Source organism: Janthinobacterium sp. GW456P (assembly GCF_002127655.1).
Classification (GTDB): domain Bacteria; phylum Pseudomonadota; class Gammaproteobacteria; order Burkholderiales; family Burkholderiaceae_D; genus Janthinobacterium.
Map to the genome: position 1 here is coordinate 375,023 of NZ_NEHB01000001.1, position 26,343 is coordinate 401,365.

General features: G+C 62.5%; 24 protein-coding genes. 22 read left to right on the forward strand and 2 right to left on the reverse strand.

Features of this window, described 5'->3' with window-relative positions:
- Window positions 1-111: 111 nt before the first annotated feature.
- On the reverse strand, window positions 112-1,101 hold the full coding sequence (locus tag CBW66_RS01530; protein WP_034752084.1) for a malate dehydrogenase: 990 nt from the start codon (window positions 1,099-1,101) through the stop codon (window positions 112-114).
- A 305-nt stretch (window positions 1,102-1,406) separates the two neighbouring features.
- Between CBW66_RS01530 and CBW66_RS01535 the strand changes: the two genes are divergently transcribed.
- The 9 genes from CBW66_RS01535 to CBW66_RS01575 all read left to right on the forward strand — a co-directional run bounded on the left by CBW66_RS01535 (window position 1,407) and on the right by CBW66_RS01575 (window position 8,948).
- Window positions 1,407-2,291, forward strand: coding sequence for a GntR family transcriptional regulator (locus CBW66_RS01535; RefSeq protein ID WP_086136318.1), 885 nt, complete (start codon window positions 1,407-1,409; stop codon window positions 2,289-2,291).
- Between the two features lie 306 nt (window positions 2,292-2,597).
- Window positions 2,598-3,020, forward strand: a complete 423-nt coding sequence (gene sdhC / locus CBW66_RS01540; protein WP_034752080.1) for a succinate dehydrogenase, cytochrome b556 subunit — start codon at window positions 2,598-2,600, stop codon at window positions 3,018-3,020.
- Between the two features lie 2 nt (window positions 3,021-3,022).
- Window positions 3,023-3,388: a succinate dehydrogenase, hydrophobic membrane anchor protein gene (gene sdhD / locus CBW66_RS01545; protein WP_086136319.1), complete on the forward strand. Its 366-nt coding sequence runs from the start codon at window positions 3,023-3,025 to the stop codon at window positions 3,386-3,388.
- Window positions 3,389-3,390: 2 nt separating this feature from the next.
- Window positions 3,391-5,172 (forward strand): succinate dehydrogenase flavoprotein subunit, encoded by a 1,782-nt coding sequence (gene sdhA, locus CBW66_RS01550; RefSeq protein WP_086136320.1) that lies wholly within the window; start codon window positions 3,391-3,393, stop codon window positions 5,170-5,172.
- 9 nt (window positions 5,173-5,181) lie between these two features.
- Window positions 5,182-5,892 (forward strand): succinate dehydrogenase iron-sulfur subunit, encoded by a 711-nt coding sequence (locus tag CBW66_RS01555; protein WP_034752075.1) that lies wholly within the window; start codon window positions 5,182-5,184, stop codon window positions 5,890-5,892.
- Window positions 5,893-6,009: 117 nt separating this feature from the next.
- Window positions 6,010-6,291: a succinate dehydrogenase assembly factor 2 gene (locus CBW66_RS01560; RefSeq protein ID WP_034752073.1), complete on the forward strand. Its 282-nt coding sequence runs from the start codon at window positions 6,010-6,012 to the stop codon at window positions 6,289-6,291.
- A gap of 121 nt (window positions 6,292-6,412) precedes the next feature.
- Complete coding sequence (gene gltA, locus CBW66_RS01565) at window positions 6,413-7,714, forward strand: citrate synthase (RefSeq protein ID WP_034752071.1); 1,302 nt, start codon at window positions 6,413-6,415, stop codon at window positions 7,712-7,714.
- Between the two features lie 124 nt (window positions 7,715-7,838).
- Window positions 7,839-8,180 carry a helix-turn-helix domain-containing protein gene (locus tag CBW66_RS01570; RefSeq protein ID WP_086136321.1) on the forward strand — a complete coding sequence of 114 codons (342 nt, stop codon included), beginning with the start codon at window positions 7,839-7,841 and terminating at the stop codon, window positions 8,178-8,180.
- A 225-nt stretch (window positions 8,181-8,405) separates the two neighbouring features.
- Entirely contained in the window at window positions 8,406-8,948 is a 543-nt protein-coding gene (locus CBW66_RS01575; protein ID WP_086136322.1) for an NAD(P)H-dependent oxidoreductase, read from the forward strand.
- A gap of 17 nt (window positions 8,949-8,965) precedes the next feature.
- On the opposite strand, the gene CBW66_RS01580 is transcribed toward CBW66_RS01575, so the two are convergent.
- Window positions 8,966-9,421: a hypothetical protein gene (locus tag CBW66_RS01580; protein WP_086136323.1), complete on the reverse strand. Its 456-nt coding sequence runs from the start codon at window positions 9,419-9,421 to the stop codon at window positions 8,966-8,968.
- 115 nt (window positions 9,422-9,536) lie between these two features.
- Here CBW66_RS01580 and CBW66_RS01585 point away from each other — a divergent pair, with 115 nt between their 5' ends.
- The 13 genes from CBW66_RS01585 to CBW66_RS01645 all read left to right on the forward strand — a co-directional run bounded on the left by CBW66_RS01585 (window position 9,537) and on the right by CBW66_RS01645 (window position 26,322).
- Window positions 9,537-10,511 carry a LysR family transcriptional regulator gene (locus tag CBW66_RS01585; protein ID WP_086136324.1) on the forward strand — a complete coding sequence of 325 codons (975 nt, stop codon included), beginning with the start codon at window positions 9,537-9,539 and terminating at the stop codon, window positions 10,509-10,511.
- A gap of 257 nt (window positions 10,512-10,768) precedes the next feature.
- Window positions 10,769-13,621, forward strand: a complete 2,853-nt coding sequence (locus CBW66_RS01590; RefSeq protein WP_086136325.1) for a 2-oxoglutarate dehydrogenase E1 component — start codon at window positions 10,769-10,771, stop codon at window positions 13,619-13,621.
- Window positions 13,622-13,738: 117 nt separating this feature from the next.
- The gene (gene odhB / locus CBW66_RS01595; RefSeq protein ID WP_070219196.1) at window positions 13,739-14,995 is read left to right on the forward strand and encodes a 2-oxoglutarate dehydrogenase complex dihydrolipoyllysine-residue succinyltransferase; all 1,257 of its coding nucleotides are present in this window, start codon (window positions 13,739-13,741) and stop codon (window positions 14,993-14,995) included.
- A 94-nt stretch (window positions 14,996-15,089) separates the two neighbouring features.
- A complete protein-coding gene (locus tag CBW66_RS01600; RefSeq protein ID WP_086136326.1) occupies window positions 15,090-15,473 on the forward strand; it encodes a PspC domain-containing protein in 384 nt (127 codons plus the stop codon).
- Window positions 15,463-16,893: a dihydrolipoyl dehydrogenase gene (lpdA, locus tag CBW66_RS01605; protein WP_086136327.1), complete on the forward strand. Its 1,431-nt coding sequence runs from the start codon at window positions 15,463-15,465 to the stop codon at window positions 16,891-16,893. The genes CBW66_RS01600 and lpdA overlap by 11 nt, the downstream gene beginning before the upstream one ends.
- A gap of 70 nt (window positions 16,894-16,963) precedes the next feature.
- A complete protein-coding gene (zapE, locus tag CBW66_RS01610) occupies window positions 16,964-18,061 on the forward strand; it encodes a cell division protein ZapE (RefSeq protein WP_086136328.1) in 1,098 nt (365 codons plus the stop codon).
- Between the two features lie 16 nt (window positions 18,062-18,077).
- The gene (locus CBW66_RS01615; protein WP_086153602.1) at window positions 18,078-18,797 is read left to right on the forward strand and encodes a hypothetical protein; all 720 of its coding nucleotides are present in this window, start codon (window positions 18,078-18,080) and stop codon (window positions 18,795-18,797) included.
- Window positions 18,798-18,930: 133 nt separating this feature from the next.
- The gene (locus CBW66_RS01620) at window positions 18,931-19,131 is read left to right on the forward strand and encodes a YdcH family protein (RefSeq protein ID WP_034752051.1); all 201 of its coding nucleotides are present in this window, start codon (window positions 18,931-18,933) and stop codon (window positions 19,129-19,131) included.
- A gap of 94 nt (window positions 19,132-19,225) precedes the next feature.
- Window positions 19,226-21,229, forward strand: coding sequence for an ATP-dependent DNA helicase (locus CBW66_RS01625; protein ID WP_086136446.1), 2,004 nt, complete (start codon window positions 19,226-19,228; stop codon window positions 21,227-21,229).
- 270 nt (window positions 21,230-21,499) lie between these two features.
- Window positions 21,500-22,105 carry a toll/interleukin-1 receptor domain-containing protein gene (locus CBW66_RS01630; RefSeq protein WP_070219201.1) on the forward strand — a complete coding sequence of 202 codons (606 nt, stop codon included), beginning with the start codon at window positions 21,500-21,502 and terminating at the stop codon, window positions 22,103-22,105.
- Between the two features lie 19 nt (window positions 22,106-22,124).
- Window positions 22,125-24,590, forward strand: coding sequence for a tetratricopeptide repeat protein (locus tag CBW66_RS01635; RefSeq protein ID WP_170932901.1), 2,466 nt, complete (start codon window positions 22,125-22,127; stop codon window positions 24,588-24,590).
- Between the two features lie 94 nt (window positions 24,591-24,684).
- Window positions 24,685-25,422, forward strand: a complete 738-nt coding sequence (gene surE, locus CBW66_RS01640; protein WP_086136330.1) for a 5'/3'-nucleotidase SurE — start codon at window positions 24,685-24,687, stop codon at window positions 25,420-25,422.
- 9 nt (window positions 25,423-25,431) lie between these two features.
- Window positions 25,432-26,322, forward strand: coding sequence for a protein-L-isoaspartate(D-aspartate) O-methyltransferase (locus tag CBW66_RS01645; RefSeq protein WP_086136331.1), 891 nt, complete (start codon window positions 25,432-25,434; stop codon window positions 26,320-26,322).
- The last annotated feature ends 21 nt before the right edge of the window (window positions 26,323-26,343 follow it).

Genomic DNA, 26,343 nt, shown 5'->3' on the forward strand with positions numbered 1-26,343 from the left:
TTAAGGCATTTCTGCAGGTAAAGACTACTTGATAAAACAGCCGCGCCGCGAATCTCGCGGAGCGGCCTTCGTGGCGGGCGGCACGTTTGCGCCGCGCCGCCAGAACTGGACTTAGGCCAGCAGGTGTTTCACGCCTTCGCGCTCTTCGGTCAGTTCTTTCAGGGTCAGGTTGATGCGCTCTTGCGAGAATGCATCGATTTCCAGACCTTGAACGATGGTGTACTCGCCGTTGTCGGTGGTGACCGGGAAGCCGAATACGGTGCCTTCTGGAATGCCATACGAGCCATCCGAAGGCACGCCCATGGTGGTCCACTTGCCGGCCGTGCCCAGCATCCAGTCATGGATGTGGTCGATGGCGGCGTTCGCTGCCGACGCTGCCGACGACAGGCCGCGCGCTTCGATGATGGCCGCGCCGCGCTTGCCGACGGTTGGCAGGAACACGTTGGCGTTCCATTCCTGGTCGTTGATCAGATCCTTGACAGCCTTGCCGTTCACGGTGGCGAAGCGGTAGTCGGCGTACATCGTTGGCGAGTGGTTGCCCCAGACGGTCAGCTTCTCGATGTCTTTCACGGCGGTGCCGGTCTTGGCAGCGACTTGCGACAGCGCGCGGTTGTGGTCCAGGCGCAGCATGGCGGTGAAGTTTTTCGCCGGCAGCGACGGCGCCGATTTCATGGCGATGTAGGCGTTGGTGTTGGCAGGGTTGCCGACCACCAGCACTTTGACATTGCGCGAGGCGACGGCGTCGAGCGCCTTGCCTTGTACCGTGAAGATCTGGGCGTTCGCTTCCAGCAGGTCCTTGCGTTCCATGCCTGGGCCGCGTGGACGCGCGCCAACCAGGACGGCCACGTCGACATCCTTGAATGCGGTCAGCGGATCGGAGTGGGCGGTCATTTCCGTCAGCAGCGGGAAGGCGCAGTCGTCGATTTCCATCATCACGCCCTTGAGCGCCTTCTGGGCTTTTTCGTCCGGGATTTCAAGCAGTTGCAAGATGACAGGCTGGTCTTTGCCGAGCATGTCGCCATTGGCGATGCGGAACAACAGGGCGTAGCCGATCTGGCCGGCGGCGCCGGTCACTGCAACACGCATTGGGGTTTTAGCCATGATGAATCTCCAAAAATGGGAAAGAAAACGGGCTTGAAGCTGGGCTTACGCTTATCCGGAAAAACTATAATGATACCAAAACCGGCCCGCGCCACCGAATTGCTGGTGTACGCTGCCGTCACGCTCGTGCTGCACGAAGCCAGAGTGGCTGGCCGACAACATAAAACGCGGGCTCACATGTTTTATCGAGGGCAGTTTAGGCCTCCGATCCCTATCTGTCAATCATATCTTATGTCTTATATAAGACAGATAACCGCGTCTGTTTTACTGGACGCGGGCAGTGATTTGTGTTGAAATGTCGGACTATGAATTCCGCCTCGTCCAATCTGACCAACAATGCCACTGCTGCAAGCGGGGCGGTCAGTCCGACCGCGGGCACCCCGGCCACGCCCGTCGCCGCGGCGGCCAGTACGCCAGTCACCGTGACGGCCGCCAGCAATACCACCGCGTCGGCCGTGCCTGCAGTCACTGCTTCGCCCACCTTCAGTCCCCTGTACCAGCAGATCAAGGCGCTCATCACGCAAAGTCTGCAATCGGGCGAATGGAAACCGGGCGAACTGATTCCCAGCGAGGTCGAGCTGGCCGGTCGCTTCAAGGTCAGCCAGGGCACGGTGCGCAAGGCCATTGATGAACTGGCCGCCGAGAATCTCGTCATGCGCCGCCAGGGCAAGGGCACGTTCGTTTCCACCCACCATGAGGCGCGCGCGCATTTCCGCTTCCTGCGCCTGGTGCCGGATGAAGGCGTGCCGCATTATCCCGAAAGCAAATTCATCGAAGTCAAGCGCGTGCGCGCGCCGGCCGACGTGGCGCGCCTGATGGACCTGAAATCGGGCGACGCCGTCATCTTCATCAAGCGCGTCCAGTATTTCGACGGCGTGCCGACCATCGTCGAGGAGCTGTGGCTGCCCGGCCTGATCTTCAAGGGTCTGACGGCCGAGCGGCTGGTGGAATACAAGGGCCCCATGTACGGCCTGTTCGAAACGGAATTCGGCACGCGCATGATACGCGCGTCCGAACAGATCCGCGCCGTGTGCGCCGACGCGGGCGCCGCGCAACTGTTGAATATCGACCTCGGCACGCCCTTGCTCAGTTCCGAGCGCGTGTCGTTTACCTACGGCGACAAGCCCGTCGAACTGCGCCGGGGCTTGTACCTGACCAGTCGCCATCATTATCAGAATGAACTCAGCTGAAGCGGCGGGGCGCCCGCGGGTGTCCGCACAAGCGGCAAGGCTGAAGTGCATCGCTTGCAAGATGCCTGTCGCAAGGCGGGCTACGGAGACAACGGAAAGCGCAGCGACAGCATGGCCCGCCCCGGCGGGCCGTGTTTTGCCGGCGATTCTGTAATTAAATTACGTGAACTACGGAAAGTAGCGCGGTATTTTGTAGTAAAAAACCATTTTGGTTATATGTAACAATAGATATTGGTATGGGTTGCGAAAATCGGCGAAAATCGCGGCTTCAATATTTAGTTGAAATTCAAAGGGGAGGTTTTTGTTATGTCTGAAGCCGTAAGAGAAGTACCAAAAAAAGAACGGCCGCAATTCCGTAACATTCATGTTACCGAATTGTCGAACTACCGCATGGCTGTCGGCGCCATCGTCTCGATCCTGCATCGCATCAGCGGTTTCATCATTTTCGCCTTGCTGCCATGCATCTTGTACATGCTGGAACTGAGCCTGCGTTCCGAAATGTCCTACGCCTACTTCCAGGGCATCGCCTCGCACTGGTTCGTCAAGCTGATCACCCTGGGTCTGGTCTGGGCCTTCCTGCACCACTTCTGCGCCGGTATCCGTCACCTGTTCATGGATGTGCACGTTGCCATCGAAAAAGATTCGGCCCGCAAGACCGCATCGTCCGTGCTGGTCGTGAGCCTGGTGTTGACGGCTTTGGTCGCTTTGAAACTGTTTGGAGTATTTTAAACATGGCAGACAATAATATCGGACCGAAACGCCTCGTCGTCGGTGCCCATTACGGCTTGCGCGACTGGCTGGCGCAACGCGTCACCGCCATCGTCATGGTGGCTTATGTGGCCATCCTGTTGATTTCTTTCCTGACCGGCAGCAACTTCAGCTATGAAGGCTGGGCTGGTCTGTTCGCACAGCAGTGGTTTAAATTGATCAGCCTGGTGACCTTCGTCGCCCTGTTCTACCACGCATGGGTCGGCGTACGCGACATCTGGATGGACTACGTGAAAAGCGCTGGCCTCCGTCTGACCCTGCAAATTGCCACCATGCTGTGGTTGATCGCTTGTGCCGGCTGGACGGTACAGATACTCTGGAGTGTGTAATCGTGGCAGCATATAAATCTGCAATCCCTACCCGCCGCTTTGATGCGGTCATCGTTGGCGCCGGCGGTTCCGGCATGCGCGCGTCGTTGCAGCTGGCTGAAGCCGGCCTGAACGTCGCAGTTCTGTCGAAAGTCTTCCCGACCCGCTCGCACACCGTGGCGGCGCAGGGCGGTATCGGCGCGTCGCTCGGCAACATGGCCGAAGACAACTGGTTCTGGCACATGTTCGACACCGTCAAGGGCGGCGACTATCTGGGCGACCAGGATGCCATCGAATTCATGTGCCGCGAAGCACCGAAGGTCGTGTACGAACTGGAACATTTCGGCATGCCATTCGACCGCAACCCTGACGGCACCATCTATCAGCGTCCGTTCGGCGGCCACACGGCCCACTTCGGCGAAAAGCCGGTGCAGCGCGCCTGCGCGGCAGCCGACCGTACCGGCCACGCCCTGTTGCACACGCTGTACCAGCGCAATGTGCGCGCGCGTACGCACTTCTTCGTCGAATGGATGGCGCTCGACCTGATCCGTGACGCCGAAGGCGACGTGATCGGTGTCGTCGCGCTGGAAATGGAAACCGGCGAATGCATGATCCTGGAAGCAAAAACGACGGTCATGGCAACGGGCGGCGCAGGCCGCATCTTCGCCGCGTCGACCAACGCCTTCATCAACACCGGCGACGGCATGGGCATGGCGGCACGCGCCGGCCTGCCGCTGCAAGACATGGAATTCTGGCAGTTCCACCCGACCGGCGTGGCCGGCGCGGGCGTATTGATCACCGAAGGCGTGCGCGGCGAAGGCGGCATCCTGATCAATAGCGAAGGCGAGCGCTTCATGGAGCGCTATGCGCCGACGCTGAAGGATCTGGCGCCGCGCGACTTCGTTTCGCGTTCGATGGACCAGGAAATCAAGGAAGGCCGCGGCTGCGGTCCGAACAAGGACCACGTGATGCTGGACCTGCGCCATATCGGCGCCGACACCATCGCCAAGCGCCTGCCGTCGATCCTGGAAATCGGCCACAAGTTCGCCAACGTCGACGCCACCAAGGAACCGATTCCTGTCGTGCCGACGATTCACTACCAGATGGGCGGCATCCCGACGAACATCCACGGCCAGGTCGTCACCCCGACCGGTCCTGAAGGTTCGGCGAAGGTCGTCAACGGCCTGTACGCGATCGGCGAATGCGCCTGCGTTTCGGTGCACGGCGCCAACCGCCTGGGCACGAACTCGCTGCTCGACCTGGTGGTCTTCGGCCGCGCGGCCGGCAACCATATCGTCAACAGCGGCCTGAAAGGCAAGGAAAACAAGCCTTTGCCAGCCGACGCGGCCGACTTTGCCATGGGCCGCTTGCAGCGACTGGAAAACTCGACCGGCACGGAAACCGTGCAGGGCGTGGCGAACGACATCCGCGCAACGATGCAGAAGTACTGCGGCGTGTTCCGTACCGACGAGATGCTGAACAAGGGCGTCGAAGAAATCATGAAGCTCGACGAGCGCCGCAAGCACGTCTCCTTCAAGGATAAATCGATGGTCTTCAACACGGCCCGCGTGGAAGCGCTGGAGCTGGACAACCTGATCGAAACGGCGAAAGCGACCATCGTTTCGGCAGCGGCCCGCAAGGAATCGCGCGGCGCCCACGCCCAGGACGACCATCCGCAACGCGACGACGAGAACTGGATGAAGCACACTCTGTGGTATTCGGAAGGCAACCGACTGGAATACAAGCCGGTCGTGACCAAGCCGCTGACGGTTGATACCTTCAAACCGAAACCACGTACTTTCTAAGGCTATACCATGGCACGCACTCTTAAATTCAAAATCTACCGCTACGATCCTGACCAGGATGCCAAGCCGTACATGCAAGACCTGACGGTCGAACTGAAAGACACCGACAAGATGCTGCTCGACGCGCTGCAGCGCATCAAGGCGGATGTCGATGACTCGCTGGCCCTGCGCCGCTCGTGCCGCGAAGGCGTGTGCGGTTCGGACGCGATGAACATCAACGGCAAGAACGGCCTGGCATGCACCACCAACCTGAACGAACTGTCGGAGCCTATCGTGCTGCGCCCGTTGCCAGGTTTGCCGGTCATCCGCGACCTGATCGTCGACATGACGCAATTTTTCAAGCAGTACGATTCGATCAAGCCTTTCCTGATCAACGATTCGATCCCGCCTGAAAAAGAGCGCCTGCAGTCGCCGGAACAGCGCGAAGAACTCGATGGCCTGTACGAGTGCATCCTGTGCGCATGCTGCTCCACGTCGTGCCCGTCGTTCTGGTGGAATCCGGACAAGTTCGTCGGCCCGGCCGGCCTGCTGCAAGCCTACCGCTTCATCGCCGATTCGCGCGACGAAGCCACCGGCGCGCGTCTGGACAACCTGGAAGACCCGTATCGCCTGTTCCGCTGCCATTCGATCATGAACTGCGTCGACGTCTGCCCGAAAGGGTTGAACCCGAACAAGGCGATCGGCAAGATCAAGGAATTGATGGTCCGCCGCGCGATCTGATCCTCCTGATCGCGTCCGCCGGGCGCCGTTTGCCGGAAGAGGGTATCCTCTCTTGCTTGCAGGCGGCGCCTGCAAAGCAGCACCGTGCCGCAAGGCACACGTAAAGTGGTAAACCAAATGACAGAATCAATTTTGTCCTCGCATCAGGCCGACCCGGCCAACCGCGCCCGCCTGCGCTGGCGTTCACGCCGTGGCCTGCTGGAAAACGACATTATCCTGACCCGTTTTCTCGATGCGTATGAAACCGAATTGACCGATGAAGAAGTTGACGCGCTGACGCGTTTGCTGGATTTGTCGGACAATGCGTTAATGGATCTGGTACTGGCCCGTAAAGAGCCGGAAGGCGAAGTCGATCTGCCGCATGTGCGCGCACTGCTGCAACGACTGCGCATTGCCTAGACGCCTGGGCGATATATTGCAAACGGTGCGAGTGGCGCGCTGTAGCACTGCCGAATGCGGTGCGAATTGCAGCCAGAATTTTTGATTTTAATTTCGACTCACTCCCGAGAAGGAAGAGCCCATGAATATCTCTGACACAAAAGCTACCCTGTCGTTCTCCGATGGCAGCCCATCGCTTGAATTTCCTATCTACAAAGGCACGGTTGGCCCGGACGTCATCGACATCCGCAAGCTGTACGCCGGTAGCGGCAAGTTCACCTACGACCCAGGCTTTATGTCGACGGCCGCCTGCAATTCGTCGATCACCTACATCGACGGCGACAAGGGCGAGCTGCTGTACCGTGGTTACCCGATCGAACAGTTGGCCGTCAACGCCGACTTCATGGAATCGTGCTACCTGCTGCTGAACGGCGAACTGCCGAACGCGGCGCAGAAGGCCAAGTTCGTCGACACCGTCACCAAGCACACGATGGTGCACGAACAGATGCAATTCTTCTTCCGTGGCTTCCGCCGCGACGCGCATCCGATGTCGGTCCTGGTGGGCACCGTCGGTGCGCTGGCATCGTTCTACCATGATTCGCTCGACATCAACGACCCGCGTCACCGCGAAGTGTCGGCCATCCGCCTGATCGCCAAGATGCCGACCCTGGTTGCCATGACCTACAAGTACTCGGTCGGCCAGCCGTTCGTGTACCCGCGCAACGACCTGTCGTACAGCGCCAACTTCATGCACATGATGTTCGCCAACCCATGCGAAGAGTACAAGGTCAACGACGTGCTGGTGCGCGCCCTGGACCGCATCCTGATCCTGCACGCGGACCACGAGCAAAACGCATCGACGTCGACCGTCCGTCTGGCCGGTTCGTCGGGCGCCAACCCGTTCGCCTGTATCGCTGCCGGTATCGCCTGCCTGTGGGGCCCTGCCCACGGCGGCGCCAACGAAGCGGCACTCAACATGCTGAAAGAAATCGGCACCGTCGAGAACATCCCTGCCTTCATCGCGCAAGTCAAGGACAAGAACTCGGGCGTCAAGCTGATGGGCTTTGGCCACCGCGTGTACAAGAACTTCGATCCACGCGCCAAGCTGATGCGTGAAACCTGCTACGAAGTGCTGCAAGAACTGGGTCTGCAAGACGATCCGCTGTTCAAGCTGGCGATGGAACTGGAAAAGATCGCGCTGAACGACGAATACTTCGTGTCGCGCAAACTGTACCCGAACGTCGACTTCTACTCGGGCATCGTGCAATCGGCGCTGGGCATCCCTGTGTCGCTGTTCACCGGTATCTTCGCCATGGCCCGCACCATCGGCTGGATCGCCCAGTGGAACGAAATGATCGCCGATCCGGAACAGAAAATCGGCCGTCCGCGCCAGCTGTTCGTCGGTTCGACCACGCGCGAAGTACTGCCACTGGACAAGCGTTAATCCAGAGCGGTATCGAGCAAACAAAAAAACGGGCTTCGGCCCGTTTTTTTATGCGCGTGTTCGACGCAAGCAGGAGCCGCCGGGCTGTTATGCTCGCACTCTGACCAACAGGAAGCACAACGCGATGAATGAAGAAACCTGCGCCCCGAGCGGCGTGGCCCTCGGTGATACGGCATTTGGCTATACCTTGTCGCTAATCGGCGGCAAATACAAGATGCTGATCCTGTACGCGCTGGCGGAAAATACCGTGCTGCGGCATAACGAACTCAAGCGCCATCTGGGCGGCATCGCCTTCAAGACCCTCAGCGTCGTCCTGAAGGAGCTGGAAGCGGATGCGCTGATCGTCCGCAAGGAATACCCGCAAGTGCCGCCCAAGGTCGAGTATTCCCTCTCGGACAAGGGTGCCTCGCTGATCCCCGTGCTGCATACCTTGTGCGCGTGGGGCGAGCGGCATCAGCCAGTCTGATACGGATGCGCACGCGCAAGCGACTTTTTGCGGCCTTGTAGCTTACTTTTCTTCCTGTATGGGCAGTAAATGTGCGTACTTGTGAAAAGTACTCACAGTGGCTATGCTGGCTCTGCCTTTGAAGGCGCGCGGCCACGTGCGGCGCGCCACGGGGCAGGGCATCGGCTTGCCTGCTTTCCTGAGAAGGCGGCGCCGGTGCGTCCATCTCATTTTCAGGAAAGCAGCATGATGAAAACCCTTGTGATCGTCTTCCATCCCTCCATCGCCACGTCGGTGGCCAACAAGCGCTGGCTGCAGGAGCTGGCGCGGTATCCGGACCGCTACACCATCCACGACGTGCACCAGACCTATCCCGATGGCCATATTGACGTGGCGCGCGAGCAGGCGCTGGTGGCAGCGCATGCCAATGTGGTCTTGCAGTTTCCCGTCTACTGGTTCAACTGCCCGCCCTTGCTGAAACGGTGGCTCGACGAGGTGCTGGCGTATGGCTGGGCCTACGGCACGGGCGGCGACGCCTTCCGGGGGAGAAAAGTGGCGCTGGGCGTCACGTCCGGCATCCGCGAGGAAGACTTTACGCCGCAAGGCAAGTGGAAGGTTACCCTGGCGCAGCTGCTGGCGCCGTTCGATGTCACCCTCGCGTATATCGGCGCCGACAACCGCCGCTTCTTTGCCTTCTATGGCGCGGAAGACGGGCCGAAGGAAACAGGCTATGCCGAGCGGCTGGCGCGCAGCGCGCAAGAGTATGAGCGCTTCCTGGCCGCGCTGTAGGAGCGGCCGGAGCGGCTTCAGTTCAGCGCCGCTTCCAGCTGGCGCAGCGCGACCTGGCGCCCCTCCAGCTGCAGGCTGCTGCCTTCATAGGGCTGGGGCATGACGATGCAGCGCGGCGCGTTGTGCTTGAGGATGCCGCCCCAGTGGGCGACCCTGGCGCCGGCCTGGCGGCGGATCGCTTCGACCGTGGCGCCGCTGGCCAGGATGCGGGCTTGCGGAAAGGCTTGCCGTAGCACGCCCAGGCCGAAATACGCTTGCGGTTCGGCCGCGCTGATATAGATGGTGATCAGGCGCTTGCCGCTGGCGGCGATGGTGTGCGCTAACTGCGCCGCATCGTCGCGCAGGAACTGGGCATTGACGAGGATGGCGTCGGCCACGCCGCTCAGCAGCAGCGAAGTGGACGGTGCGCGGCCCAGTACATCCAGCTGGAAGGTTTCCAGCGTACGGGAGGGAAGGGCGGCGCGTGTGAACATATTATTCTTTCTGCATCAGGTGCTCATGTCGCATATTATCCTTTCGACCAGCCGCGACAAATAGGGTAGATTGCAATACTTAGTTGCATGGATCGGATGAATCAAGGAGTAGCGCATGGACCGTATCACCGCCGCACAAGTATTCGTCGCCATCGCCGAGCGGGGCAGCATGGTGGCCGCCAGCGAGACGCTCGACATGTCGCGCGCCATGGTGACGCGCTACCTGGCCGAGATGGAAGAGTGGGCGGGGGCGCGCCTGTTGCATCGCACCACGCGCCGCCTGAGCCTGACCGATGCGGGCGAGGCCACGCTGGCGCGCTGCCGGCAGATGCTGGAAGTGGCCGGCGCCATGGCCGTCGCTACGCCCGAGGGCCTCGACACGCCGCACGGCCTGCTGCGCATCACCTGCTCGCAATCGCTGGCGCAGACGGCGCTCGCCGGCGCAGTAACCGCTTACCTGCGGCGCTACCCGCGCGCCGCCGTCGACCTGCAGATGGAGAACCGCGCCGTCAACCTAGTGGAGCAGCGCATCGACCTGGCGATCCGCATCACGAACGCGCTCGAACCGAACCTGATCGCGCGCCAGCTGGCCAGCTGCGCCTCGGTGGTGTGCGCCGCACCATCGTACCTGGCGGCGCACGGGACGCCGCGCCGGGCGCAAGACCTGGCCCTGCACAATTGCCTGACCTATACCTACTTCGGCAAGAGCCTGTGGCAATTCACGCACGACGGGGAAGCGCTCACTGTCCCCGTCAGCGGCCGCCTGTCGGCGAATGAATCGCTGGTCCTGCTGGTGGCCACGGTGGCGGGGGCGGGCATCGCCATGCAGCCGCGCTATTCGGCCGCGCCGCTGATCGCCAGCGGGCAGCTGGTGGAGCTGCTGCCCGCCTACCAGCCGCAGGACATGGGCATCTATGGTGTCTACACTTCGCGCCAGCACATGTCGCCGCTGCTGCGCACCATGCTCGACTTTCTGGTGCAGTGGTTTGCCAGCGATCCCGACTGGCTGGCGGCCATCGCGGCGGGGCCGTTGCCGGGCAGACCAGTTGGCCGCAAGCGGCACGCCGGCAGGGCCGCCGATGTGCCGTAAGCACAACAGTGACAGGCTTGCAAGCCCGGGAAAATCAGCAACACAGCTTACATTTGCTTGCCAAATAAAATTCAACTGGCAGTTGTTGCGTTACAATACCGCGTGCTATTCTAAATGACGGTATGCAGAATGCTGGTGCAATAAAAAAGCCCTTCCCCACAACTTGATGTGCAATCCGCTAACCGGTCAGGCCGTGTCGCGGAAGGTTAGATTAACCCGCTAATTCCTCGCGAAGCGCGAAGAAAGGTGAGCAATATATGCAGCAATTAACGACCAACTCCTACCTGTTCGGTGGGAATGCTCCGTACGTGGAAGACCTGTACGAGGCGTATCTGAACAATCCAGGCTCGGTACCCGATAACTGGCGTTCCTACTTCGACGCAATGCAGCACGTGCCTGCCGTCGATGGCACCAACAAGCCTGACGTGGCGCATGCCTCCGTCGTCGCCTCGTTCGCCGAGCGCGCAAAAGCAGGTCCGATCCGCACAGTGACCGCTTCCTTCGATGCTGAAATGGGTCGCAAGCGCGTCGCCGCCACGCAGCTGATCGCCGCCTACCGCTACCTGGGCACGCACTGGGCCAATCTGGATCCGCTGCAGCGCCAGGAACGTCCGATGATCCCGGAACTCGAGCCGAGCTTCTACGGTTTCACCGATGCGGACATGGACACCGTATTCAACATCAGCAATACCTATTTTGGCCCCGAGACCGCCACCCTGCGCGATCTGCTCAACTATCTGCGCGACACCTACACGCGTTCGATCGGCGCCGAATTCATGTACATCTCCGATCCGGCCGAAAAGCGCTGGCTGCAAGAGAAACTGGAATCGATCCGCTCCACCCCGAATTTCACCCCAGAGAAAAAAATCCATATCCTCGACCGCCTGACCGCGGCGGAAGGCCTGGAACGCTATCTGCACACCCGCTACGTGGGCCAGAAGCGCTTCTCCCTGGAAGGCGGCGAAACCTTCATCGCTTCGATGGATGAAACCATCCAGCGCGCCGGCGAAAAAGGCGTGCAGGAAATCGTGATCGGCATGGCCCACCGCGGCCGCCTGAACGTGCTGGTGAACACCCTGGGCAAGGCGCCACAGGAACTGTTCGAAGAATTCGAAGGCAAGCATGGCGACGACCTGCCTGCAGGCGACGTGAAGTACCATCAAGGCTTCTCGTCGGACATCTCGACCGCGGGCGGCCCGGTCCACCTGTCGCTGGCGTTCAACCCGTCGCACCTGGAAATCGTCAACCCCGTGGTCGAAGGTTCCGTCAAGGCCCGCATGGACCGCCGCGGCGACGTGCACGGCGCGCAAGTGCTGCCTATCCTGGTGCACGGCGATGCCGCTTTCGCCGGCCAGGGCGTGGTCATGGAAACGCTGAATCTGGCGCAAACCCGCGGCTACGGCACGGGCGGCACGGTGCATATCGTGATCAACAACCAGATCGGTTTCACCACCTCGGATCCGCGCGACTCGCGCTCGACCCTGTACTGCTCGGACGTCGTCAAGATGATCGAGGCACCGGTCCTGCACATCAACGCCGATGATCCTGAAGCCGTGGTACTGGCGACGCAGATCGCGCTCGACTACCGCATGGAATTCAAGAAGGACATCGTCCTCGACATCATCTGCTACCGCAAGCTTGGCCACAACGAGCAAGATACGCCAGCGCTGACGCAGCCGCTGATGTACAAGCGCATCGGCCAGCATCCAGGCACCCGCAAGCTGTACGCGGACAAGCTGGTGGCGCAAGGCGTGATCCCTGCCGATGGCGGCGACAAGATGGTGGCCGCCTTCCGCGACGCCATGGACGCCGGCAAGCACACCGTCGATCCGGTCATCTCGAACTTCAAGAACAAGTACGCCGTCGACTGGCTGCCGTTCCTGAACAAAAAATGGACCGACTCGGCCGACACCGCCGTGCCGATGACGGAACTGAAACGCCTGGCCGCGCGCATCACCACCGTGCCGGAAGACTTCAAGGTCCACTCGCTGGTGGAAAAAGTCCTGGGCGACCGCGCCACCATGGGCCGCGGCGAAATGAACCTGGACTGGGGCATGGGCGAACACCTGGCCTACGCATCGCTGGTATCGTCCGGCTACGCCATCCGCCTGACGGGCCAGGATGCCGGCCGCGGCACCTTCGTGCACCGCCACGCCGTGCTGCATGACCAGAACCGCGAGCGTTGGGATGCAGGCACCTACATTCCGCTGCAAAACGTATCGGACAACCAGGCGCCGTTCACCGTCATCGACTCGGTGCTGTCGGAAGAAGCCGTACTGGCCTTCGAATACGGCTACTCGACCGCTGAACCGAACACCCTGACGATCTGGGAAGCCCAATTCGGCGACTTCGCCAACGGCGCGCAAGTGGTCATCGACCAGTTCATCAGCTCCGGCGAAGTGAAGTGGGGCCGCGCTTCGGGCCTGGTCATGATGCTGCCGCACGGTTACGAAGGCCAGGGTCCTGAGCACTCGTCCGCGCGTCCCGAGCGTTTCCTGCAGCTGTGCGCAGACAACAATATGCAAGTGGTGCAGCCGACGACGGCTTCGCAGATCTTCCATTTGCTGCGCCGCCAGATGGTGCGCCAGTTCCGCAAGCCGCTGGTCATCCTGACGCCGAAGTCGCTGCTGCGCAACAAGGATGCCGGTTCGCCGCTGACCGACCTGGCCAAGGGCGGTTTCCAGACCGTGATCGGCGAAGTCGACGACAAAATCGACGCCAAGAAAGTCAAGCGCGTGGTCGCCTGCTCGGGCAAGGTCTACTACGACCTGGTCAACGCACGCAAGACCCGCGGCCAGACCGATACGGCCATCGTGCGCCTGGAACAGCTGTATCCGTTCCCGCACAAGTCGTTCGCTGCCGAACTGAAGAAGTTCCCGAACCTGGTCGAAGTCGTCTGGGCGCAGGACGAGCCGCAAAATCAGGGCGCCTGGTTCCAGATCCAGCACAACATCTTCGAAGGCCTGGAGTCGGGTCAGCGTCTGGCCTACGCCGGCCGTCCCGCTTCGGCGTCGCCTGCTGTCGGTTACTATGACAAGCACTACGCCCAGCAAAAAGACCTGCTGGAAACGGCATTCTCGAAGCTGAAGGGTTTTATCCTGACCAAGTAATTGGCTCGATAAGGGGCGCCATGTGTATGCATGGCGCCTGCTCGCAGATATCATGACGGAGCGCCGTCCTTGCTACGCAGGGGCGGCGCCGCAATAACAAAATAAACGGAGTTTTACATGGCACAAATCGAAGTCAAAGTTCCCCAGTTGTCGGAATCGGTTGCGGAAGCGACCCTGCTGGCATGGCACAAGAAAGTCGGCGAAGCAGTTGCGCGCGACGAAAACATGATCGACATCGAAACCGACAAAGTCGTGCTGGAACTGCCTGCGCCTGCCGCCGGCGTGATCGTGCAGATCATCAAGGATAACGGCGCCACCGTCGTTGCCGGCGAAGTCATCGCCATCATCGACACCGACGGCTCGGCCAAGGTCAGCCCGATGGAAGTCTCCGCTGTGCCTGCGCCAGCCCTGGCTGCCGCCGCCCAGGATACCGCCAGCGCTTCGGCACCAGCCGCTGCGACCAAAGGCGATGTCGCCATGCCTGCCGCCGCCAAGATCCTGTCCGAAAAAGGCCTGTCCGCCGGCGACGTCGCCGGTTCGGGCAAAGACGGCCGCGTGACCAAGGGCGACGCCCTGGCCGCTTCCGCCAAGCCAGCTGTCGCGCCGCTGGCGCCAGCCGCTGCCAAGCCGGCCCTGCAGCAAGTGGCCACCCCGTCGGCCGCCAACCTGGGCGACCGTCCGGAAGAGCGCGTGCCAATGAGCCGCCTGCGCGCACGTATCGCCGAGCGCCTGCTGCAATCGCAATCGACGAACGCCATCCTGACCACGTTCAACGAAGTGAACATGCAGCCGGTCATCGACCTGCGCAACAAGTACAAGGACAAGTTCGAGAAAGAGCACGGCGTCAAGTTGGGCTTCATGTCCTTCTTCGTCAAGGCCGCCGTCGCCGCCCTGAAAAAGTACCCGATCATCAATGCCTCCGTTGACGGCAACGATATCGTCTACCACGGCTACTTCGACATCGGTATCGCTGTCGGTTCGCCGCGCGGCCTGGTCGTGCCTATCATCCGCAACGCGGACCAGCTGTCGATCGCCGACATCGAGAAAAAAATCGGTGAATTCGGCGCGAAAGCCAAGGAAGGCAAGCTGACCCTGGACGACCTGACGGGCGGCACGTTCTCGATCTCGAACGGCGGCACCTTCGGCTCCATGCTGTCGACCCCGATCATCAACCCGCCGCAATCGGCCATCCTGGGCGTGCATGCGACCAAGGACCGCGCCGTCGTCGAAAACGGCCAGATCGTGGTGCGTCCGATGAACTACCTGGCCATGTCCTACGACCACCGCATCATCGACGGCCGCGAAGCCGTCCTGGGCCTGGTGGCGATGAAAGAAGCGCTGGAAGATCCTGCACGCCTGCTGCTGGACCTGTAAGCACTGTAGTCCCCCGGCGCAGCCGCCGGGGCAATGTAGCTGATACCCCTTGCCAGAAGACGCAGCTGGCTGATCTCAATGAAAGAGGATTCCTATGAACATCTCTGAAGAAATCAAGCGTCTGCACGAGTTGCACCTGGCGGGCGCCCTGAGCGACGCGGAATTCGCGCAAGCGAAAGCCAAGCTCCTGAGCAATATCAACCTGGACAAGCCGGATAGCACGTCCGGCGCCGCTGCCGGCCATGGTCCGTCGAACGACCTGGTGCAGGAATTCAACCGCCTGCGCCGTTCGCGCGACGACCGCTGGCTCGGCGGCGTGTGCGGCGGCCTGGGCCGCGCTTCCGGCATGGAAGCGTGGATCTGGCGCCTCGTCTTCGTCCTGTTTACATTGACCTTCGGCTTCGGCGTGGCGATTTACCTTCTATTGTGGATTTTCGTACCAGACGAAGAGATTGGAATAACAAAACATGAGTACTAAACAATTTGACGTAGTTGTCATCGGTGCGGGCCCTGGCGGCTACATCGCCGCCATCCGCGCAGCGCAGCTGGGCTTTTCCGTCGCTTGCGTCGACGAGTGGTCGAACGCCAAGGGCGGCGCCGCGCCTGGCGGTACCTGCACCAACGTCGGCTGCATCCCGTCGAAAGCGCTGCTGCAATCGTCCGAGCATTTCGAACACGCGGGCCACAGCTTCGCCGAGCACGGCATCGACGTCGCCGGCCTGAAGCTGAACCTGGGCCAGATGCTCAAGCGCAAGGACACCGTCGTCAAGCAAAACAACGACGGCATCCTGTACCTGTTCAAGAAGAACAAGATCGCCTTCTTCCACGGCCGCGCCGCTTTCGCCGCCGCCGCCGCTGGCGCGTATGAGATCAGCGTGACGGGCGAAGCCAACGAAACGCTGAGCGCCAAGCACGTGGTCATCGCCACGGGGTCGAACGCACGCGAATTGCCGGGCGCGCCATTCGACGAGAAACTGATTCTGTCGAACACGGGCGCACTGGCCATCGACGCCGTACCCGCCAAGCTGGGCGTCATCGGCGCCGGCGTGATTGGCCTGGAAATGGGCAGCGTCTGGCGCCGCCTGGGTGCCGACGTCACCGTGCTGGAAGGCCTGCCGGTCTTCCTGGGCGCCGTCGACGAACAGATCGCCAAGGAAGCGTCGAAGCTGTTTACCAAGCAAGGCTTGAAGATCAACCTTGGTTGCAAGATCGGCGCGATCACGCCGGGCAAGAAAGACGTCACCGTGGAATTCGTGGACGCCAAGGGCGAAGCGCAAAAAGCCGTGTTCGACAAGCTGATCATCTCGATCGGCCGCACGCCGAACACGAACGGCCTGGGCGCCGACAAGGTTGGCCTGCAGCTCGACGAGCGCGGCTTCATCGCCGTCGACGGCGACTGCAAGACCAACCTGCCGAACGTCTGGGCGGTGGGCGACGTCGTGCGCGGCCCGATGCTGGCGCACAAGGCCGAAGAAGAAGGCGTTGCCGTGGCCGAGCGTATCGCCGGCCAGCATGGCCACACCAACTTCAACACGATTCCGTGGGTGATCTACACCTCGCCGGAAATCGCGTGGGTCGGCAAGACCGAGCAAACCCTGAAGGCGGAAGGCATCGCCTACAAGGCCGGCACCTTCCCGTTCATGGCCAACGGCCGTGCGCGCGCGCTGGGCGACACCTCGGGCATGGTGAAATTCCTGGCCGATGCGACGACCGATGAAATCCTCGGCGTGCACATCGTCGGCCCGATGGCGTCCGAACTGATTTCCGAAGCCGTCGTGGCGATGGAATTCAAGGCCTCGGCCGAAGACATCGCGCGCATCTGCCACGCTCACCCATCGCTGTCGGAAGCGACCAAGGAAGCGGCACTGGCGATTGACAAGCGTACCTTGAACTTTTAATTGTAGTTAGTCCAGCAGGGGCGCTCGCGGATTTTTTCCGCCGGCGCCCTTGTGCGTTAAAGCGAATCCCATGAACGTAGAAGAGTTTTACCAGCACGCGTTGCAGAAGCGTGATTTCAAGGCCGATGCCGCCCAGCGGCGCGCGGTCGACCGCCTGCAGCTGTGCTATGACGAGTGGGTGGCCTACAAGGGCCAGCGCTCGAGCACCTTCAAGCGCCTGATCAACCGTCCCGCCGTGCCGAAAGGCGTGTACATGTGGGGCGGGGTGGGGCGCGGCAAATCGTTCTTGATGGACAGTTTTTACTCGGTCGTGCCCCTGGTGCGCAAGACGCGCCTGCACTTCCACGAATTCATGCGCGGCGTGCACCAGCAGCTCGATGAATTGAAAGGCGTGGCCGATCCGCTCGACGAGGTGGCCAAGCGCATCGCCAAGAAATACCGCCTCATCTGTTTCGATGAATTCCACGTCTCGGACATCGCCGACGCGATGATCCTGTACAACCTGCTGTCGGCCCTGTTCGCCAATGGCGTGTCCTTCATCATGACCTCGAATTACGACCCGGACCTGCTGTACCCGGACGGCCTGCACCGCGACCGCATGCTGCCGACCATCGCGCTGCTCAAGGAAAAACTCGACGTGATGAACGTCGACGCCGGCGTCGACTACCGCGGCCGCGCGCTGGAGCAGGTGGAGAGTTACTACACGCCGCTGGGCGCGGACACGGATAGGGCCCTGCGCGACGCCTACACGCGCATCGCCGAGACGGCCGACGAAGATGCGCGCATCCGCATCGAGAGCCGCGAAATCCACTGCCTGCGCCGCGCCGGTGGCATCATCTGGTTCGATTTCGCCACCCTGTGCGGCGGGCCCCGTTCGCAAAATGATTACCTGGAAATCGCCAGCCGCTTCCATACGGTGATATTGTCCGGCATACCGGCCATGTCGGCGGCGCAGTCGTCCGAGGCGCGCCGCTTCACCTGGCTGATCGACGTGTTTTACGACCAGAAAGTCAAGCTGATCATGTCGGCCGAAGTGCCGCCTGATGAGCTGTACACGAACGGCATGCTGGCCAACGAGTTTCACCGCACCGTTTCGCGTATCATCGAGATGCAATCGCGCGAATACATGGAAAAAGAACAGCGCGGCGCGGCCGACGCGATCGTTTGAGGCAGGGATAAGGAACATGATGGCAAATACACTATACAAGCTGGGTGCGGCGCTGGGCCTGGTTCTGGCGTTGTCCGCCTGCGTGCACCAGGGTGCCGCGGCGTTGCATGAGGTCGGCGCACCGCAGGTGCCCGCCACCTTGTCCGTGGAGGAGGCGGACGCCAAGCTGAAGCAGTCGGCCAGCGAACGCGAAGCGGCGGAAAACGAGTTTGCCGCGCGCGAGCTGGAGTGCTATGACAAGTTTTTCGTGAATAATTGCCTCGACAAGGCCAAGGAAAAGCGCCGCCTGATCCTCGTGCGCCTGCGCGCCATCGACGCGGAAGCGAATTATTTCAAGCGCGCCGAGTCCGTGCGCCTGCGCGATATCGACCTGGCCAGGACGCAGGAAAGTGCGCGCCTCGATGCCGAGCAGCGGGCCGCGGCCGTGCCCAAGCCCGTGAAAGTGGTCACGCCCGATCCGGCGCCGCCCAAGCCGCAAGGCAAGAGCGTTGCCGAGCGCGAGGCCGAGCACGCGGCGAAAGTGGCGAAACAAGCGGCCGACGATGCCGCCGAGGCGCCGCGCCGCGCCGCCCGCGAAGCAGCCTATGCGAAGAAACAGGCTGATGCCGTGGCGCGTCAGAAACGCGTGGCCCAGCGCCTGGCCGAGCGCCAGGCCGAAGCCGATGCCAAGGCCGCCAAGGCAGCCGCCGCTGCCAGCGCGCCGGCGGCTGCCGCGCCTGTGCCGCCGGTCAAATAACACCGCCGCGCAGGGGGACGCCGGAAATGGCGTGCCCTAACGCGCGCGGCAGGTTAAACTATGCACCATGGCTGCCTGCGCGCGCCGCGCCGGTTTCCCAACACTGTTACCAACACTGCCTGGAACGCAACACATGAGCGATGCACAGCAAATAGAGCGGCGCCTGATTGAACTCAACGTGGAGCACCGCGACCTCGATGCCGTCATCGAGTTGCTGATACTCGATGGCCACCATGACGAGCTGCAACTGCGCCGCCTGAAAAAGCGCAAATTGCAATTGAAGGATCACATCACCTTGCTGAAAATGCAGTTGGTGCCCGACGTTCCCGCCTGAGGGGCGCCAGTAGCGTCCAGTCCAGCCTTCACTTAAGTATATTTTGACCGATCACAATTTATTGCCAGTAAACCCGGATGGCCAGCCGACCGATCTGCAAGCGACTCCGCCGGCCGAACCACAGGCGGCGCCTGGCAAGCATGATGCCGACATCGAGCGCCTGTTTGGCGCCGGCGGCCCGCTCGGTCCGGCCGTGGGCAGCTACAAGCCGCGCCGTTCGCAAACGGAAATGGCCAAGGCCATCGCCAGCGCCATCGACAGCCAGACGACCCTGATCGCCGAGGCGGGCACGGGCACCGGCAAGACCTTCGCCTATCTGGTGCCGGCCCTGATGTGGGGCGGCAAGACCATCGTTTCCACCGGCACGAAAAACTTGCAGGATCAATTGTTCCTGCGCGATATCCCGACCGTGCGCGCCGCGCTGCAGGCGCCCGTCTCCGTCGCCCTGCTGAAAGGTCGCTCGAACTACGTCTGTCATTACCACCTGGAACGCACCCTGCAGAACGGGCGCATGACCTCGCGCGACGACGTGGGGCATCTGCGCGAAATTTCGCGCTTCATCAAGATGACCAGCTCCGGCGACAAGGCCGAACTGGCCAAGGTGCCGGAAAACGCCATGATCTGGAACCTGGTGACGTCCACGCGCGACACCTGCATGGGCGCCGAGTGCCAGTATTACCAGGATTGCTTCGTCATGAAGGCCCGCAAGGAAGCGCAGCAGGCCGACGTGGTGGTGGTCAACCACCATTTGTTCTTTGCCGACGTGGCCCTGAAAGACACGGGCGTGGCCGAATTGCTGCCTTCGGCCAATACCATCATCTTCGATGAGGCACACCAGCTGCCCGATACGGCAACCTTGTTCTTCGGTAACACGGTGTCGACCTCGCAAATCCTGGAACTGTGCCGCGACGTGCTTGCCGAGGGACTCGCGCACGCGCGCGGCATCGATTGGGCCAAGACCGTGACGGTGGTGGAAAAGGCGGCGCGCGACCTGCGCCTGACGTTCCCGCAGGATATCGTGCGCCTGTCGCTGCCGCAGATCGCCCCGTCGAGCGACTTTTTCCCTGCGCTCGACACGCTCAAGGATGAGCTTGACGGCATGGTGGCCGTGCTGGAAACCCAGGCGGAACGGGCGGAAACGCTGGAGCAGTGCAGGGTGCGCGGCGTCGAGCTGGCGCAGCAATTGAGCGGCTGGAAGTTCGATCCGAAGGCGAAAGTGGCGGCCGGTGAAGAGGCCGTGTTCTGGGTGGAAGCGTTTTCCAGTTCCCTGCAGTTGCACAAAACGCCATTGTCGATCGCGCCGATCTTCAACAACCAGCGCGAAGGCACGCCGCGCAGCTGGATTTTCACGTCCGCCACCCTGGCCGTGAAAAACGATTTCAAGCATTTTTCCGAGCAGATGGGCTTGACGGGCGAACCGTCGCATACGTGGCCGAGTCCGTTCGACTATGGCCAGCAGGGTTTGCTGTTCGTGCCGCAAAACCTGCCGCAGCCGAACTCGCTCGGCTACACGGATGCCGTCATCGACTGCGCCTTGCCCATCATCGAGGCGGCGGGCGGGCGCACCTTCTTCCTGTGCACCACCTTGCGCGCCGTGAAGCGGGCCGCCGAGCGTCTGGCCGACGAATTCAGGCAGCGGGGCCTGAACTTCCCCCTGTTCGTGCAGGGAGAGAAGGGCCGTACGGAATTGCTCGACCAGTTCCGCGCCGCCGGCAATGGCGTGCTGATTGGCAGCCAGAGCTTCTGGGAAGGTGTCGACGTGCGCGGCGATGCCTTGTCCCTGGTCATCATCGACAAGCTGCCGTTCGCGCCGCCGGACGACCCGGTGCTGGCCGCCCGCATCGAAGTGATGGAAAAGCAGGGCAAGAATGGTTTCATGCACCATTCGCTGCCGGAAGCCATCATCAACCTGAAGCAGGGCGCGGGCAGACTGATCCGCGACGAGGGCGACCGGGGTGTGCTGATGATCTGCGATCCGCGCCTCATTTCCAAGCCGTACGGCAAGCGCATCTGGCAAAGCCTGCCGCCGTTCAAGCGTACGCGTGACACAAACGAAGTGGTGGAGTTCTTCCGCAACCTGCCGGCCAGGGACGCGTAGGTCCTGCTTGCCGGCGCCATCGGCGCGCCGGCTTATTTCCCTTTGTTATCAAGCGAGTAGCGTTTTTCGCGCGCTGCGTGCCTGCGCGCCGGGCATGCCAGAAAACGGCGCGATCACGCCATTTTCTGGCATTGTGACGCATGTCCAGGACGCCAGACACATCTTTGTGCCAGCGCAAACAGTCTTGTTGCCGGGCAGTCTACAGTGAGCTCATGCCTTGCAGGATGAGGCGCGGCGACGGCAGGGCCGCACGGGGAACAGGGGGATGCCATGGAGATCCGCTACGGCTGTTTCTTGAGTTATGCACACGGCCAATATGCGTTCATGAACAAGTTCAAGAATGACCTCATCGAGGCGCTGGCGTGCTATCTGGAGCCGCACCTCGACCGCGAGGAAGTCCTGTTCATCGACAGCGAGCAACTGGGCGGCGGCGACGATATCGACCAGCGCGTGGCGCGCGCCATGTGCCAGAGCGTCTGCATGATCGTGCTGTACACGCCCAAATATGAAGCGCACGGCTACACGCGGCGCGAATTTGCCGCCATGCAGCTGATCGAACAAGAGCGCCGCGCCTGGTATGAACTGCCCAGCCACCTGATCATCCCCATCATCATGACGCGCCATCCGGACGGCTTGCCGCCGCAAATCACGGAGTCGGGTCTGTACGTCGATTTTTCCGGCTATACGCTGGCCAGCGGCGACCTGAAGTCGAATCCGCAATACCTGCCCGACATCGAACGCATCGTGCAGCGCATCGCCACGCATTACCACTTGCTCAAGCGGTCAACACCGCCCGGCCACGATTGCAGCCGTTTCGTGTTGCCCGATATTCCACCGGAATGGCGCGCCATTCCGCCTCCCCACTTTCCACGTTAATCACGTAAAAGGTCCCGTCATGGAATGCCAACGCCTCTCCCTGCCGCCTTTGAGCGCCCCTGGCGAAGTCGTCACCTTCTATTCCTACAAGGGCGGCACCGGCCGCACCATGGCCCTGTCGAATATCGCCGTCCTGCTGGCGCGCCGGGAAAACGCCAGCGTGCCCGTGCTGATGCTGGACTGGGACATGGAAGCGCCGGGCCTGCACCATTATTTCGAGCAGCACGAGGAGCGGCCGGGCGTGCTCGAGTTCTTCGAGGCGTGCCGCCAGCAGATCGAACGTATCAGTCTGGAAACGGCGGGCGGGCGCGCCTGCGGGCAGGGTACCGGTCGCGAGGACGCGGCGCTGGCCCAGCGCGTGCTCGACGCCATCGACTGGCAGCAGTACGTGGTGCGCGTCGACCAGGGCAGTCCGTTGTACCTGATGCGCGCGGGGCGCTTCGACGCCAGCTACAGTGAGCGTCTGGCGCAGATGCGCTGGGATCAGCTATTCGACAGCTGCCCGGCCCTGTTCCGCTGCTTTGCCGACACCCTGGCCCAGCATTTCCGCTACGTGCTCGTCGATTCGCGCACGGGGCGCACGGACAGCGCCGGCATCTGCACCACCTTGCTGCCGAAAAAGCTGGTGGTGGTCTTCACGCCAAACCGGCAAAGCCTGGAGGGCGTCGACGCGCTCGTCACGCGGGCCATCGAGTACCGGCGCAGCCATGAAGATGAACAGCGCCCGCTGCTCGTGTATCCCTTGCCGTCGCGCATAGAAATGGGCGATGGCGCGCAGCGCGCCGAGTGGCGCCGCGGCGACGTGCACAAGGGCATCGCCGGCTTCCAGCCCATGTTCGAGCGCCTGCTGCGCACGTCCTACGGCTTGCCGCAGATCGCCCTCGACAGCTATTTCGACGAAGTCCAGCTGCAGCAGACGAAAACCTTTGCCTATGGCGAGCAGCTGGCCGTGCGCATCGACCAGGGCGGCGACCGCTTTTCCCTTACGCGCACCTTCGAAGCCTTTTTGCACTGGCTGACGGGCGGCTACTTTCCCTGGCAATCGAGCCGCGAAATCGCCTTGCTGGGCGCCATCAGCGAAGCGCGCCAGGCCTTGCAGCTGGAACCGGGCCGCGCCGTGGCCCTTCCGCTGGCGCGCGATCTGGCCCGTCTGGGCGAGCTGTACCGCAAGGATGGACGCAGCGCGCAGGCGCTCGACGCCTTCCGCCAGAGCGTCGAGATCCGCGTGCGCCTGCTGGGCGAGGAGCATCCCGACAGTCTGGCGTGCAAGAGCGGCATGGCGCGCCTGCTGCGCCAGCTGGGCAAGCTCGATGAAGCGCGCTTCCTGGAAGAAGACGTGCTCGACGTGCGCGAGCGCGTGCTGGGCAGCGAGCATCCCGACACCCTGGCCGCCCGGGCCTGCCTGGCGAAAACCTTGTTGCTGCAGGGCGAGCTGGCGGCGGCGCTGCTGCTGCAGGATACGGTGCTGGCCACCTACGTGCGCCAGCTGGGCGGCGAGCATCCGCTGACCCTGGATGCGATGGATGGCCGCGCCGCCACCTTGCTGCGCATGGGCAGGCTGGCGCAGGCGCGGCAATTGCTGGGCACGGTGGTGGCGGCGCGCGAGCGCCTGTTTGGCGCCGAGCATGGCGATACCTTGCGCAGCAAGCTGGCCCTGGCGCAGGCGCTGGGACGCGAAGGCGACCTGGAGGGCGCACGGCGCCTGCTCGCCGCCGTGCTGCAGGTGCAGGAGCGGCGCCTGGGCGGCGACCATGCGGCGACCCTGTCCACGCGCGACTTGCTGGCCGATATCGTGGCCGGGCAGGGCGACTGGGCCGGCGCGCGCCAGCTGCATGAAGACCAGGTGGCGGCGCGCGAGCGCACGCACGGGCTCGACCATCCGGAAACCTTGATGAGCCAGCGCAAGCTGGCCGAGGCGCTGCTGCGGCGCGGTGAACTCGATGCGGCGCGCAGCGTGCAGGAGCAGGTGCTGGAAGTGCATGCGCGCCTGCTGGGCGAAGACCACCTCGATACCTTGCACAGCAAGAAGCAATTGGCCGGCACCCTGCAGCAGCAGGGCGACAACGAGGCGGCGCGCCTGCTGGAAGACGCCGTGCTCAGCGGCAGTGACCGGCTCTTGAATGCGTCCGTCACGGGGCATGCGGACAGCGTGCTCGACGGTGCGCGGCATTTGCAGGAAACCATCCTGGCCGGCCGCGCCAACGAACAGGATGCGGCCGAGCCGGACACCCTGGCCAGCATGATCTCTATGCTGCAAGGCATGATCGAACGGGAACAGTATGCGCAGGCGGGCGAACTGGCCGAACATTTGAAATCCTGCCTGCTGCGCCCTGGCGTGCCGGGCAAGCTGCGCAGGCGCGGCATGGCGCAGCTGAAAAGAATGTACAAGTTGCAAGGCGACCTGAATGCCTTGCTGGCCTTGCAGGAGGATGAGGTGCAGGCGCTGGAAGGGGCGCTGTCGGAAGCGCGCATCGAGCAGCGCTGAGCTTGCGCGCCAGGTTCACGCGGCGGCACAAAAAATGCTGCCTATCGGCGTGCGGCATGCGCAGTGTGGGCATTGCTTCAGGTAAAATCTCGTTATGAGAATCCTTATCAGTAACGACGACGGCTACCTGGCGCCTGGCCTGGCGGCCCTGGCCGACGCCCTCGCGCCCATTGCCGACATCGTGGTGGTGGCGCCCGACAGCAACCGTTCGGGCGCGTCCAATTCGCTGTCCCTGGACCGGCCCCTGTCCGTGCAGAAGGCCGCCAACGGCTTTTATTTTGTCAACGGCACGCCCACCGACTGCGTGCACGTGGCGCTGACGGGCATGCTCATCGAGCGCCCCGACCTGGTGGTCTCCGGCATCAACAACGGTCCCAACATGGGCGACGACACCCTGTACTCGGGCACCGTGGCGGCGGCTACGGAAGGCTATCTGTTCGGCATTCCCGCCATCGCCTTTTCCCAGTCGCAGTTCGGCTGGGCCAACCTGGACGCGGCTGCCCGCGTGGCGCGGGAAATCGTCGAGCGCCAGTTCGACGCCCTGCAGAAACCGTATTTGCTGAACGTGAATATCCCCGCCATTCCTTACGAGCAATTGCAAGGCATGGCGGCCACGCGCCTGGGCAAGCGCCATTCTGCCGAGCCCGTCATTCGCGCGCTCGACCCGCGTGGCCGTGAAATCTTCTGGATCGGCCCCGCCGGCGCCGCCAAGGAAGGCGGCCCGGGCACGGACTTCCATGCCGTTGAACATGGACAAGTATCGATCACGCCGCTGCAGATCGACCTGACCCATACCACCCAACTCGATGCACTGGCAAAAGGCCTGGCATGACCGCTCACTATGACTGACAAGCCGCGTACCTTCCCCCTTTCCCTCGATTCGCTGGCCGGCAAGCCCGCCAGGCAGGGCGGGGGGCAGTCGCTGGCCCAGTCCAGGATCGCCACGCCGCAGACGGCCACGCAGAATGCGGCGCAAAACGCGGCGCGCGGCGCAGCGCCGCCGTATGGCACGCACGCGGCCATCGCGCCGTCGCGCGCCCAAGCCATCGCCAATGAGCGGGCGCAGCCGGCCGTGGTGTCGCCGCCGCGGCAAAACCCGTTGGTCTCCGAGGCCGTGCGCCGGGCCATGGTGGCCCGCGTGGCGAAGCAGGGCGTCAAGGACCAGGTGGTGCTCGACGCCCTGCAAGCCGTGCCGCGCCATCTGTTCATGGACGAGGCGCTGGCATCGCAGGCGTACATCGACGCCTCCTTGCCGATCGGCCACCACCAGACCATCTCGCAGCCGTATATCGTCGCACGCATGATCGAAGTGATGCGCCAGGGCGGCAGCTTGCAGCGCGTGCTGGAAATCGGCACCGGTTGCGGCTACCAGGCGGCGGTGCTGTCGCTGGTGGCGAAGGAGGTGTATTCGATCGAGCGCATCCGGCCCTTGCACGAGTTGGCGAAGGCCAATTTGCGCCCGTTGCGCGTGTCGAATCTGCGCTTGCAGTACGGAGATGGTATGCTTGGCCTGCCGCAGGCGGCGCCCTTCGACGGGATCATCCTTGCCGCAGCCGGCCTGGAAGTCCCGCAAGCCTTGCTGGAACAGCTGGCGCCCGGCGGGCGTCTGGTTGCGCCGGTGGGGGCTAAATTGCAACACTTACAACTCATTACCCGGGTGGGGAAAACGGAATGGACCAGCCAAACCCTGGAAGATTGCCATTTCGTGCCTTTGCGCCCGGGCACCATATGATCCCCGGATCAGCTAGCAAGC

Coding starts and splice junctions, on each gene's coding strand:
- CBW66_RS01530 (WP_034752084.1), bottom strand. CDS start 1,101: ATGGCTAAAACCCCAATGCGTGTTGCAGTGACCGGCGCCGCCGGCCAG.
- CBW66_RS01535 (WP_086136318.1), top strand. CDS start 1,407: ATGAATTCCGCCTCGTCCAATCTGACCAACAATGCCACTGCTGCAAGC.
- sdhC (WP_034752080.1), top strand. CDS start 2,598: ATGTCTGAAGCCGTAAGAGAAGTACCAAAAAAAGAACGGCCGCAATTC.
- sdhD (WP_086136319.1), top strand. CDS start 3,023: ATGGCAGACAATAATATCGGACCGAAACGCCTCGTCGTCGGTGCCCAT.
- CBW66_RS01555 (WP_034752075.1), top strand. CDS start 5,182: ATGGCACGCACTCTTAAATTCAAAATCTACCGCTACGATCCTGACCAG.
- CBW66_RS01560 (WP_034752073.1), top strand. CDS start 6,010: ATGACAGAATCAATTTTGTCCTCGCATCAGGCCGACCCGGCCAACCGC.
- gltA (WP_034752071.1), top strand. CDS start 6,413: ATGAATATCTCTGACACAAAAGCTACCCTGTCGTTCTCCGATGGCAGC.
- CBW66_RS01570 (WP_086136321.1), top strand. CDS start 7,839: ATGAATGAAGAAACCTGCGCCCCGAGCGGCGTGGCCCTCGGTGATACG.
- CBW66_RS01575 (WP_086136322.1), top strand. CDS start 8,406: ATGATGAAAACCCTTGTGATCGTCTTCCATCCCTCCATCGCCACGTCG.
- CBW66_RS01580 (WP_086136323.1), bottom strand. CDS start 9,421: ATGTTCACACGCGCCGCCCTTCCCTCCCGTACGCTGGAAACCTTCCAG.
- CBW66_RS01585 (WP_086136324.1), top strand. CDS start 9,537: ATGGACCGTATCACCGCCGCACAAGTATTCGTCGCCATCGCCGAGCGG.
- CBW66_RS01590 (WP_086136325.1), top strand. CDS start 10,769: ATGCAGCAATTAACGACCAACTCCTACCTGTTCGGTGGGAATGCTCCG.
- odhB (WP_070219196.1), top strand. CDS start 13,739: ATGGCACAAATCGAAGTCAAAGTTCCCCAGTTGTCGGAATCGGTTGCG.
- CBW66_RS01600 (WP_086136326.1), top strand. CDS start 15,090: ATGAACATCTCTGAAGAAATCAAGCGTCTGCACGAGTTGCACCTGGCG.
- lpdA (WP_086136327.1), top strand. CDS start 15,463: ATGAGTACTAAACAATTTGACGTAGTTGTCATCGGTGCGGGCCCTGGC.
- zapE (WP_086136328.1), top strand. CDS start 16,964: ATGAACGTAGAAGAGTTTTACCAGCACGCGTTGCAGAAGCGTGATTTC.
- CBW66_RS01615 (WP_086153602.1), top strand. CDS start 18,078: ATGATGGCAAATACACTATACAAGCTGGGTGCGGCGCTGGGCCTGGTT.
- CBW66_RS01620 (WP_034752051.1), top strand. CDS start 18,931: ATGAGCGATGCACAGCAAATAGAGCGGCGCCTGATTGAACTCAACGTG.
- CBW66_RS01630 (WP_070219201.1), top strand. CDS start 21,500: ATGGAGATCCGCTACGGCTGTTTCTTGAGTTATGCACACGGCCAATAT.
- CBW66_RS01635 (WP_170932901.1), top strand. CDS start 22,125: ATGGAATGCCAACGCCTCTCCCTGCCGCCTTTGAGCGCCCCTGGCGAA.
- surE (WP_086136330.1), top strand. CDS start 24,685: ATGAGAATCCTTATCAGTAACGACGACGGCTACCTGGCGCCTGGCCTG.
- CBW66_RS01645 (WP_086136331.1), top strand. CDS start 25,432: ATGACTGACAAGCCGCGTACCTTCCCCCTTTCCCTCGATTCGCTGGCC.